Origin of the sequence: Enterobacter sp. Acro-832 (genome assembly GCF_011752745.1) — a bacterium.
Lineage (GTDB): Bacteria > Pseudomonadota > Gammaproteobacteria > Enterobacterales > Enterobacteriaceae > Enterobacter > Enterobacter quasiroggenkampii.
In genome coordinates this window covers 124,697-137,552 of the sequence record NZ_VWWX01000004.1, presented here as the reverse complement: position 1 = coordinate 137,552, position 12,856 = coordinate 124,697, and the positions used below count along the sequence as shown (strand labels likewise).

12 protein-coding genes are annotated in these 12,856 nt (G+C 53.2%); 8 read left to right on the top strand and 4 right to left on the bottom strand.

Annotated features, from left to right (window positions below; all coding sequences use genetic code 11):
- The first annotated feature begins 51 nt into the window (after positions 1-51).
- Positions 52-204, top strand: coding sequence for a Hok/Gef family protein (locus tag F3J31_RS15465; protein WP_045907789.1), 153 nt, complete (start codon positions 52-54; stop codon positions 202-204).
- Between the two features lie 91 nt (positions 205-295).
- Here the strand turns inward: F3J31_RS15465 and leuD are convergent, their stop codons facing one another.
- The 4 genes from leuD to leuA are packed head-to-tail and all read right to left on the bottom strand — an operon-like array spanning position 296 to position 4,977.
- Entirely contained in the window at positions 296-901 is a 606-nt protein-coding gene (gene leuD / locus F3J31_RS15460; RefSeq protein ID WP_023616037.1) for a 3-isopropylmalate dehydratase small subunit, read from the bottom strand.
- A 10-nt stretch (positions 902-911) separates the two neighbouring features.
- On the bottom strand, positions 912-2,312 hold the full coding sequence (leuC, locus tag F3J31_RS15455; RefSeq protein WP_008501999.1) for a 3-isopropylmalate dehydratase large subunit: 1,401 nt from the start codon (positions 2,310-2,312) through the stop codon (positions 912-914).
- 2 nt (positions 2,313-2,314) lie between these two features.
- Positions 2,315-3,406 carry a 3-isopropylmalate dehydrogenase gene (leuB, locus tag F3J31_RS15450; protein ID WP_167214004.1) on the bottom strand — a complete coding sequence of 364 codons (1,092 nt, stop codon included), beginning with the start codon at positions 3,404-3,406 and terminating at the stop codon, positions 2,315-2,317.
- Positions 3,406-4,977: a 2-isopropylmalate synthase gene (gene leuA, locus F3J31_RS15445; RefSeq protein ID WP_008501997.1), complete on the bottom strand. Its 1,572-nt coding sequence runs from the start codon at positions 4,975-4,977 to the stop codon at positions 3,406-3,408. The genes leuB and leuA overlap by 1 nt, the downstream gene beginning before the upstream one ends.
- A gap of 765 nt (positions 4,978-5,742) precedes the next feature.
- On the opposite strand from leuA, the gene leuO reads away from it, so the two are divergent.
- The 7 genes from leuO (at position 5,743) to ftsL (ending at position 12,855) form a co-directional block, all read left to right on the top strand.
- Positions 5,743-6,705: a transcriptional regulator LeuO gene (gene leuO, locus F3J31_RS15435; protein ID WP_275430302.1), complete on the top strand. Its 963-nt coding sequence runs from the start codon at positions 5,743-5,745 to the stop codon at positions 6,703-6,705.
- Positions 6,706-7,085: 380 nt separating this feature from the next.
- On the top strand, positions 7,086-8,810 hold the full coding sequence (ilvI, locus tag F3J31_RS15430) for an acetolactate synthase 3 large subunit (RefSeq protein ID WP_045907791.1): 1,725 nt from the start codon (positions 7,086-7,088) through the stop codon (positions 8,808-8,810).
- Between the two features lies 1 nt (position 8,811).
- The gene (gene ilvN, locus F3J31_RS15425; protein ID WP_063620771.1) at positions 8,812-9,303 is read left to right on the top strand and encodes an acetolactate synthase small subunit; all 492 of its coding nucleotides are present in this window, start codon (positions 8,812-8,814) and stop codon (positions 9,301-9,303) included.
- 179 nt (positions 9,304-9,482) lie between these two features.
- Positions 9,483-10,490 carry a catabolite repressor/activator gene (gene cra, locus F3J31_RS15420; RefSeq protein WP_008501993.1) on the top strand — a complete coding sequence of 336 codons (1,008 nt, stop codon included), beginning with the start codon at positions 9,483-9,485 and terminating at the stop codon, positions 10,488-10,490.
- A gap of 600 nt (positions 10,491-11,090) precedes the next feature.
- A complete protein-coding gene (mraZ, locus tag F3J31_RS15415) occupies positions 11,091-11,549 on the top strand; it encodes a division/cell wall cluster transcriptional repressor MraZ (protein WP_021240528.1) in 459 nt (152 codons plus the stop codon).
- A 2-nt stretch (positions 11,550-11,551) separates the two neighbouring features.
- Complete coding sequence (gene rsmH, locus F3J31_RS15410) at positions 11,552-12,493, top strand: 16S rRNA (cytosine(1402)-N(4))-methyltransferase RsmH (RefSeq protein WP_021240527.1); 942 nt, start codon at positions 11,552-11,554, stop codon at positions 12,491-12,493.
- Positions 12,490-12,855 carry a cell division protein FtsL gene (gene ftsL, locus F3J31_RS15405; protein ID WP_008501989.1) on the top strand — a complete coding sequence of 122 codons (366 nt, stop codon included), beginning with the start codon at positions 12,490-12,492 and terminating at the stop codon, positions 12,853-12,855. Before rsmH ends, ftsL begins: the two co-directional genes overlap by 4 nt.
- Position 12,856: the final 1 nt, after the last annotated feature.

Below are 12,856 nucleotides of genomic sequence, written 5' to 3'. Positions count from 1 at the left end.
AACATTGCGAGGTTAGTCTCTTCATTGCCGAAAAGCAATAAGGAGGCTGGAATGCCAAAACGTACTCTGCTGTTAGGTTTATTTCTGATCTGTACGACGTTGTTGATCTTCACCTGGATGGTCCGTGATTCGTTGTGTGAATTGCATTTCAGACAGGAGAAAACAGAAATGGCGGCAGTGTTGGCTTACGAAGCAAAACGTTAGCGGTATGGGCGGGGAAGTTTCCCCGCCTCTCCAGAGTGGTTGAGCCTCAACGCACCCTTATCAATGGCCCGCATTTCGCGGGCCATTGCCTTTAGCCCATAAACGCAGGCTGTTTTTTCTCGTACGCTGAGATGGCGTCTTCGTGCTGCAGCGTCAAACCAATGCTGTCCAGACCGTTCAGCATGCAGTGGCGGCGGAACGCATCAATGCTGAAGCTGTAGGTCTTATCCCCGGCTTTCACCACTTCCGCTTCCAGATCCACTTCAAACGACATGCCCGGATTGGCCTTAACCAGCGCAAACAATTCATCGACCTGCTCATCGCTCAGCGTCACCGGCAGCAGCTGGTTGTTGAAGCTGTTGCCGTAGAAGATATCCGCGAAGCTGGGAGCAATAACCACCTTAAAGCCGTAGTCGGTCAACGCCCAGGGCGCATGCTCACGCGACGAGCCGCAGCCAAAGTTTTCCCGCGCCAGCAAAATGGAGGCACCTTTGTATTCCGGGAAGTTCAGAACGAATTCCGGGTTAGGCACTTCGCCTTTGTCGTCCAGGAAACGCCAGTCGTTGAACAGGTGCGCGCCAAAGCCGGTACGCGTCACCTTCTGCAAAAACTGCTTAGGAATAATGGCGTCAGTATCGACGTTCGCGGCGTCCAGGGGGACAACCCGGCCTGTATGTTGGGTAAATTTCTCTGCCATGATTGTCTCCTTATTTCAGGCTGCGAATGTCGGCGAAATGGCCGGTGACTGCCGCAGCGGCGGCCATTGCGGGGCTGACCAGATGGGTGCGCCCACCGCGGCCCTGACGGCCTTCAAAGTTACGGTTGCTGGTGGAGGCACAGCGCTCACCCGGATTCAGGCGATCGTTGTTCATGGCCAGACACATGGAACAGCCTGGCAGGCGCCACTCGAAGCCTGCTTCGATAAAGATCTTATCCAGACCTTCGGCTTCCGCCTGGGCTTTCACCGGACCAGAGCCTGGAACGACCAGCGCCTGCACGCCCGGCGCGACTTTACGGCCTTTGGCGATCTCTGCCGCCGCACGCAAATCTTCGATACGGGAGTTGGTGCATGAGCCGATAAACACCTTATCAATGGTCACGTCGGTCAACGGCACGCCGGGCTTCAGCCCCATATAGGCCAGCGCTTTTTCCGCACTGGCGCGCTCGACCGGATCGGCGAAGGAAGCCGGATCGGGAATGGCGTCGTTGACGGAAATCACCTGACCCGGGTTGGTCCCCCAGGTCACCTGAGGGGCAATCTCTTCAGCCTGCAGCGTGACAACGGTATCAAACGTTGCCCCGTCGTCGGTTTTCAGGGTTTTCCAGTAGGCTACCGCGTCGTCAAAATCCTGCCCTTTCGGCGCGTGCAGACGGCCCTTCACATAGTTAAAGGTCGTTTCATCTGGCGCGACCAGCCCGGCTTTGGCACCCATCTCAATGGCCATGTTGCACAGGGTCATGCGACCCTCCATGCTCAGCGCCTGAATAGCGTCACCGCAGAATTCAACGACGTGGCCGGTACCGCCTGCGCTGCCGGTTTTACCGATAATCGCCAGCACGATATCTTTCGCGGTAATGCCAGGTGCCGCTTTGCCCTTCACTTCAATCTTCATCGTTTTGGCGCGACCCTGCTTCAGGGTCTGCGTCGCCAGCACGTGTTCTACCTCGGACGTGCCAATCCCGAACGCCAGGGCGCCAAACGCGCCGTGGGTTGCGGTATGGGAGTCACCGCAGACGATGGTCATGCCCGGCAGGGTAATCCCCTGCTCAGGGCCCATCACGTGGACGATGCCCTGATACGGATGGTTCAGGTCGTACAGCTCAACGCCAAATTCATTGCAGTTCTTAATCAGTTCCTGCATCTGGATACGCGCCATCTCACCCGAGGCGTTAATGTCTTTAGTCTGGGTGGAAACGTTGTGATCCATCGTCGCGAAGGTTTTACCCGGCTGGCGCACCGGACGCTTGTGCGCGCGCAGGCCGTCAAATGCCTGGGGAGAGGTCACCTCGTGTACCAGATGTCTGTCGATATACAGCAGTGGGGTTTCGTTTGGTGCTTCGTAGACAACGTGCGCATCAAACAACTTTTCATATAACGTCTTAGCCATGATTACACCCCTTCAGCGACATAGCGGGCAATAATGTCGCCCATTTCATCGGTACTGACTGCCGCCGTGCCGCGTGCTAAATCACCGGTACGAACGCCTTCTTCTAACGCCCGGTTAATTGCGTTTTCAATTGCGGTTGCTGCATCGCCTGCATCCAGGCTGTAGCGCAGCAGCAGGGCCAGAGAGAGGATCTGCGCAATCGGGTTAGCGATGTTTTTGCCGGCGATATCCGGTGCGGAGCCGCCTGCCGGTTCATACAGACCAAACCCTTCTTCATTCAGGCTGGCGGATGGCAGCATGCCCATCGAGCCGGTGATCATCGCGCACTCGTCAGAGAGAATATCGCCGAACAGGTTGGAGCACAGCAGCACGTCAAACTGGGACGGATCCTTAATCAGCTGCATGGTCGCGTTGTCGATGTACATGTGCGACAGCGCAACGTCCGGGTACTGTTTAGCGACTTCACTGACGATCTCGCGCCACAAAATGGAAGACTGCAGCACGTTCGCTTTATCAATAGAGGTCACCTTATGGAGGCGTTTGCGCGCCGACTCAAACGCGATATGGGCGATACGTTCAATTTCGAAGCGGTGATACACCTCGGTATCGAACGCTTTTTCATGCTGACCGCTGCCTTCGCGCCCCTTTGGCTGACCGAAATAGATCCCACCGGTCAGTTCACGTACGCACAGAATGTCGAAACCGTTGGCGGCGATATCGGCGCGCAGCGGGCAAAACTCTTCCAGACCCTGGTACAGCTTCGCCGGACGCAGGTTACTGAACAATTTGAAATGTTTACGCAGCGGCAGCAGCGCGCCGCGCTCCGGCTGCTCTGCTGGCGGCAGGTGTTCCCATTTTGGGCCACCGACGGAACCAAACAGCACGGCATCGGCATTTTCACAACCTTCCACGGTCGCTTTTGGCAGTGGCGTGCCGTGGTTATCAATCGCAATACCGCCCACATCGTAGTGGCTGGTGGTGATTTTCATCGCAAAACGCGCGCGAACGGCTTCCAGTACTTTCAGCGCCTGTGCCATCACTTCCGGGCCAATACCGTCGCCCGGTAACACAGCAATATGGTAATTCTTCGACATTACACGGTTTCCTTGTTGTTCTCTTTATTCTGAGCTTTGCGTTGCAACTCTTTTTCGACTTCGGCGGCGCGCCAGATGTTATTCAGCACATGCACCATCGCTTTCGCGGAGGATTCAACGATATCGGTCGCCAGACCCACGCCATGGAAGCGGCGGCCATTGTGGGTCACAACAATGTCGACCTGGCCCAGCGCATCTTTGCCGTGGCCCTTAGCTGTCAGGTCATATTTGACCAGCTCAACGTCGTACTCGGTAACGCGGTTGATGGCCTGGTAAATCGCATCGACAGGTCCATTACCGTTAGCTGCCTCTGCTTTAATTTCATCTCCACAGGCCAGCTTGACCGAGGCGGTGGCGATGTCGCTGGAGCCGGACTGCACGTTGAAGTAATCCAGACGGAAGTGCTCTGGCTCTTCCTGCTGTTTGTTAATAAAGGCCAGCGCTTCCAGGTCATAGTCGAACACCTGCCCTTTTTTGTCGGCCAGCTTCAGGAACGCGTCATACAGCTGATCCATGTTGTAATCGCTGTCCTTATAACCCATCTCTTCCATGCGGTGCTTCACTGCCGCGCGACCGGAACGGGAGGTCAGGTTCAACTGGACCTGGTTCAGGCCGATGGATTCCGGGGTCATAATTTCGTAGTTTTCACGGTTCTTCAGCACGCCATCCTGATGAATACCGGAGGAGTGCGCGAAGGCGCCAGTGCCGACAATCGCTTTGTTGGCCGGAATAGGCATGTTGCAAATCTGGCTGACGGTCTGGCTGGTGCGCCAGATCTCGTTGTGATTGATGCGGGTGTGCACGTCCATGATGTCCTTGCGCACTTTGATCGCCATGATCACTTCTTCCAGCGAACAGTTGCCCGCACGTTCACCGATGCCGTTCATCGCGCCTTCTACCTGACGCGCGCCAGCGTGGACGGCGGCGATAGCATTGCCCACGGCCAGACCCAAATCATCGTGGGTGTGGACGGAGATAATCGCTTTATCAATGTTCGGAACGCGGTCATACAGGCCGGTGATGATGTTAGCGAACTCAAACGGCATGGTGTAGCCGACGGTGTCCGGGATGTTGATGGTTTTGGCACCCGCGTTAATGGCAGCTTCCACGACGCGCGCCAAATCGTCGATTGGCGTACGGCCTGCATCTTCACAGGAGAATTCAACGTCATCGGTGTAGTTGCGTGCGCGTTTCACCATGTACACCGCGCGCTCAATCACCTCATCCAGCGTGCTGCGCAGCTTGGTGGCGATGTGCATGGGCGAGGTGGCAATAAAGGTGTGGATACGGAACGCTTCGGCCACTTTCAGTGACTCGGCTGCAACGTCGATATCTTTTTCTACACAGCGCGCCAGACCACATACGCGGCTGTTTTTAATGGTGCGGGCGATGGTCTGGACGGATTCGAAATCACCCGGAGACGAGACCGGGAAACCCACCTCCATCACGTCGACACCCATACGTTCGAGAGCCAGCGCGATCTGCAGTTTCTCTTTTACACTCAGGCTTGCCTGTAATGCCTGTTCACCGTCACGTAAAGTAGTATCGAAAATAATGACTTGCTGGCTCATGGGTTAGGTCCTTGTCAGTCTTAGGGCGCCTTGCTACGAGCATAAAAAAACCCGCGCAGTGGCGCGGGTTTTTAGTCTTACTGGTGACGATTCAACGCTGAATATCGCCCGCCAGTCTACCGCGCACAGTGGATGCGTTTAGTAGTAGTAGACCGGTGAAACGAATGGTGCGAATCATGAATCGTGCTCCGTTAAATTCAATATGCTTTTAGTGGTACTGGATACGGCAGTTGATGTCAACCCCTGACGATAAAAACGGACCCGACGGGCGGAACGGGCAGGATTTTACTTTAGCTAATTGTGCTGGTTTTGGCTTTTGCGAGCCGACTAATTGTCTAATTTTGGACTGAAGAAAACAGTTGCAGAAATAAATAAATATAATTGTTTAAAATGAGTGACGTGCGTTACAGAGAGTATTCTGTACATAAAGGGGTTTACTATCATTAAGTTATAATTACGGTGAATCTATTACGCGTCGCTAGAAAATGAACAGAGGTAACATGTTATTAACTAACTAATGAGCGGTGGCGATAACAGTTTAATAATACTTAAGTCATCATTAATCTGGCGGTCATTGTGTATTTGCTTGGTTTATGGTTTCATTTAAATCCTAAAGTCAAACATATCATTTGCGCTATTTTCTTTTCGTTTGTATAGCGTCTTTATATATTCTGAATTTTAAATAATTCTCTTTCGCTGATCGTATTTGCATGATAAATCATATTTTTCGAGATTATTACCGTACGTGAGCAAAGGGAGTGTAGCGTGACAGTGGAGTCAGAAGTGTCAGAAAATAATATTAAACAACCTCAAGCTACTGATGGGATTAAACCGCAGTTACGCACGGTGGATCTTAATCTTCTGACGGTGTTTGATGCTGTCATGCAGGAACAGAATATCACCCGCGCGGCCCAGGCGTTGGGGATGTCACAACCTGCTGTGAGTAACGCCGTTGCCAGGCTTAAGGTCATGTTTAACGACGAATTGTTTGTTCGTTACGGAAGAGGGATCCAGCCTACTGCGCGTGCATTCCAGCTGTTCGGCTCAATCCGTCAGGCGTTGCAGCTGGTACAAAACGAGCTGCCGGGATCGGGCTTTGAACCTTTAAGCAGCGAGCGCACATTTCATCTGTGTGTCTGCAGTCCATTAGATAATTATTTAACCTCAATTATCTATAATAAAGTCGAAGAGATCGCGCCAAATATCCATCTGGTTTTTAAATCATCCCTGAACCAAAGTACAGAGCATCAGTTACGCTATCAGGAGATTGAATTCGTCCTGGGGTATGAAGAGTTCCGTCGTCCTGAATTTTCCTGCGTACCGCTGTTTAAAGATGAAATGGTTCTGGTGGCCAGTAAAAATCATCCCCGGCTGAAATATCCGCTACGCGAAAATGATGTCTATAACGAGCAGCATGCCGTTGTTGCCCTCGACAGATATGCTTCCTTTAGCCTGCCATGGTATGACTCTGCGGATAAGCAGGCGAGCGTGGCTTATCAGGGGATGGCTATGGTCAGCGTATTAAACGTTGTCTCCCAAACACATCTGGTGGCGATTGCACCGCGCTGGCTGGCAGAAGAGTTTTCTGACCCGTTAAATCTGCAAATTTTGCCTCTGCCGCTTAAGTTAAATAGCCGAACCTGCTATCTCTCCTGGCATGAAGCGGCCGGAAGGGATAAGGGACACCAGTGGATGGAAGAGTTGCTGGTCGGTATCTGCCGTCGGTAAACGCATCAGGATAAATCGCATCGGATTGTGTGATTTATCCTGAGTTTTTATAGATAATTACTATTTTGTTCTGTGACGATTTTTTTCGGGCCGCTCTTCGGTACGCAAAAATAGATGATTTCCTGCATTGCCGCGCTTTTCAGCGATGATTTATCACACCGTCCTCTATTCCCAGAGGAATTAACCATATCTTCAGTTAACGGCTGCTTTTTCTGCTTTACGCACCGTTTATCTCCCCGGGTTTGCTAATTGCCTGCCTCATAACGAGCGGTTAAGGTAAAGAACACTCTGCAAAATATAAGATTGGTTCATCCCGATCGTAAGACGGTGCGGAAATGAATTCGGCAGTCCGTCTATAACAAAATGCCTGGAGGCAAAGCATGGAGATGTTGTCTGGCGCGGAAATGGTCGTGCGGTCGCTGATCGATCAGGGCGTAAAGCAAGTGTTCGGCTACCCTGGCGGCGCGGTCCTGGATATTTATGATGCGCTGCATACGGTAGGGGGCATTGACCATGTTCTGGTACGTCACGAGCAGGCGGCTGTACACATGGCCGACGGTCTGGCGCGTGCGACGGGTGAAGTAGGCGTGGTCTTAGTCACGTCCGGCCCCGGCGCGACAAACGCCATTACCGGCATTGCGACGGCGTATATGGACTCTATCCCGCTGGTGATCCTCTCCGGGCAGGTAGCAACCTCGCTGATTGGCTACGATGCTTTCCAGGAGTGTGACATGGTCGGGATTTCCCGTCCCGTTGTGAAGCACAGCTTTCTGGTCAAGCAAACCGAAGACATTCCCGGCGTACTGAAAAAAGCCTTCTGGCTGGCAGCAAGCGGGCGCCCGGGACCGGTGGTGGTCGATCTGCCTAAAGACATTCTGAACCCGGCAAACAAGCTGCCGTACGTCTGGCCTGACTCAGTGAGCATGCGTTCTTACAATCCGACAACGCAGGGGCATAAAGGACAGATCAAGCGGGCGTTGCAAACGCTTCTGGCAGCCAAAAAACCGGTCGTCTATGTCGGCGGCGGGGCGATCAACGCTGCCTGTGAAGCCCAGCTTCGTGAGCTGGTTGAAAAACTCAACCTTCCTGTGGCGTCGTCGCTAATGGGGCTGGGGGCGTTTCCCGCCACTCACCGCCAGGCGCTCGGCATGCTGGGTATGCACGGTACCTATGAAGCCAACATGACGATGCATCACTCCGATGTGATCTTTGCCGTCGGCGTGCGTTTTGACGATCGTACCACCAACAATCTGGCGAAGTATTGCCCGAACGCCACCGTGTTGCACATTGATATCGATCCGACGTCCATTTCAAAAACGGTGTCGGCTGATGTGCCGATCGTCGGTGATGCTCGTCAGGTTCTGGAACAGATGCTGGATCTGCTGACCCAGGAGAACGCGACCCAGCCACTGGATGAGATCCGCGACTGGTGGCAGCAGATTGAACAGTGGCGAGCGCGTCAGTGCCTGAAATATGACACGCAAAGCGAAAACATTAAGCCGCAGGCGGTCATCGAAGCGGTGTGGCGACTGACGAAAGGTGAGGCATATGTGACCTCAGACGTGGGCCAACACCAGATGTTTGCCGCCCTGTATTACCCATTTGATAAACCGCGTCACTGGATCAACTCGGGTGGCTTAGGCACCATGGGCTTCGGTCTGCCTGCCGCGCTGGGCGTGAAGCTGGCGTTGCCGAATGAAACCGTCGTCTGCGTGACCGGAGACGGCAGTATTCAGATGAACATTCAGGAGCTGTCTACCGCGCTGCAGTATGAGCTGCCGGTTCTTGTGCTGAACCTGAATAACGGCTACCTCGGCATGGTGAAGCAGTGGCAGGATATGATTTACTCTGGCCGACATTCGCAGTCCTATATGCAATCGCTGCCGGATTTTGTTCGTCTTGCTGAAGCTTATGGCCATGTTGGGATGCGAGTGACCGATCCGGCCGAGCTGGAAACGAAGCTCGCACAAGCGCTTGAGCACGTTAAAAACAACCGCCTTGTCTTTATGGATGTGATTGTTGATGGAACCGAACACGTTTATCCGATGCATATTCGGGGGGGCGGTATGGATGAAATGTGGTTAAGCAAAACGGAGAGAACCTGATATGCGCCGGATATTATCGGTTTTACTGGAAAACGAGTCTGGCGCACTGTCGCGCGTCATTGGTCTTTTTGCGCAGCGCGGTTATAACATTGAAAGCCTGACCGTCGCGCCGACGGAGGATCCCACGCTGTCGCGCATGACGATTCAAACCGTTGGCGACGCCAAAGTGCTTGAACAGATTGAAAAACAGCTGCATAAGCTGGTTGATGTGCTGCGCGTGAGCGAGCTGGGGCAGGGGGCCTACGTTGAACGTGAGGTCATGCTGGTGAAAATCCAGGCCACCGGCTACGGGCGTGAAGAAGTTAAACGCAATGCGGATATTTTCCGCGGACAGATTATCGACGTCACGCCTTCTCTTTATACGGTTCAGCTGGTCGGGACAAGTGACAAGCTGGATGCTTTCCTGACGTCCGTGCGGGATGTGGCAAAAATTGTTGAAGTCGCAAGATCGGGTGTCGTGGGTCTGTCACGCGGCGAGAAAATCATGCGTTAGTTGTCAAAAAGGTTCGCCTCTTTCTGCCCGGTCACCAAAGCCGGGCTTTTTTTTGCGTAATCAGCCGACAACGCAGATAAAAGCGGTTGCCGCGAAGGCTTTTCTGCGTTTAGATGTTAAAAGATTTAACCATAACCTTGACAGGGCCATGGACTCTTTTCTTTTTTTAAGGGGCAATTGTGAAACTGGATGAAATCGCCCGGCTAGCCGGCGTGTCACGAACAACGGCCAGCTATGTGATTAACGGTAAAGCAAAGCAGTACCGTGTCAGCGACAAGACCGTTGAAAAAGTTATGGCGGTGGTTCGTGAACATAACTACCATCCGAATGCTGTCGCAGCCGGTCTGCGCGCCGGGCGCACCCGCTCTATTGGTCTGGTGATCCCGGACCTGGAAAACACCAGCTATACCCGTATCGCCAACTATCTTGAACGTCAGGCGCGCCAGCGTGGCTATCAGCTGCTGATTGCCTGCTCGGAAGATCAGCCTGATAACGAGATGCGCTGCATTGAGCATCTGCTCCAGCGTCAGGTGGATGCCATTATTGTTTCGACCTCCTTACCGCCAGAACATCCGTTCTACCAGCGCTGGGCGAACGACCCGTTCCCAATCGTGGCGCTGGATCGCGCGCTCGATCGTGAACATTTCACAAGCGTAGTGGGTGCGGACCAGGATGATGCCGAAATGCTGGCCGCAGAGCTGCGGACGTTCCCGGCGGAAACGGTGCTGTATCTTGGCGCGTTGCCCGAGCTTTCGGTGAGCTTCCTGCGCGAGCAGGGATTCAGAACCGCCTGGAAAGACGATCCGCGCGAGGTTCACTACCTCTATGCCAACAGCTACGAACGTGAAGCCGCCGCGCAGCTGTTCGAGAAATGGCTGGAAACCCACCCGATGCCTCAGGCGCTGTTCACGACCTCGTTTGCGCTCTTGCAGGGCGTCATGGATGTCACCTTACGCCGTGAAGGTAAACTCCCCTCCGACCTGGCGATTGCCACGTTCGGGGATAACGAGCTGCTCGACTTCCTTCAGTGCCCGGTGCTGGCGGTTGCACAGCGTCACCGTGACGTGGCTGAACGCGTGCTGGAGATTGTGCTGGCGAGTCTGGATGAACCCCGCAAACCAAAGCCGGGCCTGACGCGTATCAAACGTAATCTCTACCATCGCGGAATTTTAAGCCGCCAAAAATGAAATGACTGGGGCGGCGAAATCTGCCCCATTTTGCTGCAATAATTCGTGCGGATAATTCCCGGAGAGAAATTAGGATAATTCTTGTGAGATCATAATCGCCTATTTTTCTTAATTCATTTTGGCTTTTAAATTGTTCTTTAAAGAACATCTCAGCGATTTTAAACGGTATTCTTTGTATTATTTTGTTACAAACCCTCTTCGGTCGATGAATATTCAGACGTTTTTTCCTCTTCCTTTGCCAGCTTACGTGCTAACCACTGCGCTTACCGTGTGCCTGGGTGAATCTGGCGCTGTCATCCCCTGAGAATCTGTCATAAAATGCTGCCCGCGTCGCAAACTGACACTTTATATTTATCTGCGATGATATTGAGTGAGCCTTAACGCTAGTGTGCATATTCGGTTTTTTTCTTACAAATATTCATAACGTTAATTTTGCCTCGCCAGTTGTGCAGTTATTAACCAGGACTGTTTAACTCTGTAAATAGAGGGCTTTCGAGTCCTTATACGGAGAGTCCTGGCTTGACAAGCTTTTCCCTCGCTCCGTAAACTCCTTTAGGTGGGAATTTGTGGGTTAAAGTGGTGAGGAGGGGTGAGACTGGCATGTTCCGTGGAGCAACGTTAGTCAATCTCGACAGCAAAGGGCGTTTATCGGTACCAACCCGATACCGCGACCAGCTGATTGAGAACGCTGCGGGTCAAATGGTTTGCACCATTGACATTAACTCCCCCTGCCTGCTGCTTTACCCCTTACCTGAATGGGAAATTATTGAGCAAAAGCTGTCGCGACTGTCGAGCATGAACCCGCAGGAACGCCGCGTGCAGCGGCTGTTATTGGGACATGCCAGTGAATGTCAGATGGATAACGCAGGGCGATTACTGATTGCCCCTGTGTTGCGGCAACATGCCGGTCTGACAAAAGAAGTGATGCTGGTCGGGCAGTTCAACAAGTTTGAACTGTGGGATGAAACGACCTGGTATCAACAGGTCAAGGAAGATATCGACGCTGAGCAGTCTGATTCCGCGACATTATCGGAACGACTGCAGGACTTGTCTCTATAAATATGATGGAAAATTATAAACATAAAACGGTGTTACTGGACGAGGCCGTTAACGGCCTGAATATTCGTCCGGATGGCATCTACATTGATGGCACATTTGGTCGCGGTGGCCACTCGCGTTTGATCCTCTCCCAGCTGGGTGAGGAGGGACGTCTGCTGGCAATCGATCGCGATCCGCAGGCAATTGCCGTTGCACAGACCATCAATGACCCACGCTTTTCCATCGTGCATGGACCTTTCTCTGCGCTCGCGGACTATGTGGCTGAGCGCGGCCTGACGGGCAAGATCGACGGGATTCTTCTCGATCTTGGCGTCTCTTCACCCCAACTTGACGACGCTGAACGCGGTTTCTCCTTTATGCGTGATGGTCCGCTGGACATGCGGATGGACCCGACGCGCGGACAATCCGCCGCCGAGTGGCTACAGACCGCTGACGAAGCCGATATTGCATGGGTCATTAAAACGTTTGGCGAAGAGCGCTTTGGCAAACGTATTGCGCGCGCCATTGTTGAGCGCAACCGCATTGAGCCAATGACCCGCACCAAAGAGTTGGCCGAGGTGATCGCGGCAGCGACCCCGGTGAAGGATAAGCACAAACATCCCGCGACCCGTACCTTCCAGGCGGTTCGCATCTGGGTAAACAGTGAACTGGAGGAAATAGAGCTGGCGCTAAAAAGCTCGCTCGACGTGCTTGCCCCGGGTGGGCGGTTATCCATCATTAGCTTCCATTCGCTGGAAGACCGTATTGTGAAACGCTTTATGCGTGAACAAAGCCGCGGTCCACAGGTGCCAGCGGGGCTGCCGATGACGGAAGAACAACTCAGGAAGCTGGGTGGCCGTCAGTTGCGAGCATTAGGCAAGTTGATGCCGGGCGAAGAAGAAGTGGCAGAGAATCCACGCGCCCGTAGTTCAGTGCTGCGTGTTGCAGAGAGGACGAACGCATGATCGGCAGAGTGACAGAGACCCTAAGCAAAGTTAAGGATTCGTTAGGAAGCAACGAGCGCCATGCCTTGCCTGGCGTGATCGGCGACGATCTTTTGCGGTTTGGGAAACTGCCACTCTGTCTGTTCATTTGCATCATTGTCACGGCAGTAACGGTGGTGACGACAGCCCACCATACACGTTTATTGACTGCGCAACGCGAGCAGATGGTACTGGAACGCGATGCGCTGGATATTGAATGGCGAAATCTGATCCTTGAAGAAAACGCGCTCGGCGATCACAGCCGGGTTGAACGGATCGCAACGGAAAAGCTGCAACTGCAGCATGTTGATCCTTCACAGGAAAATATCGTAGTACAAAAATAAG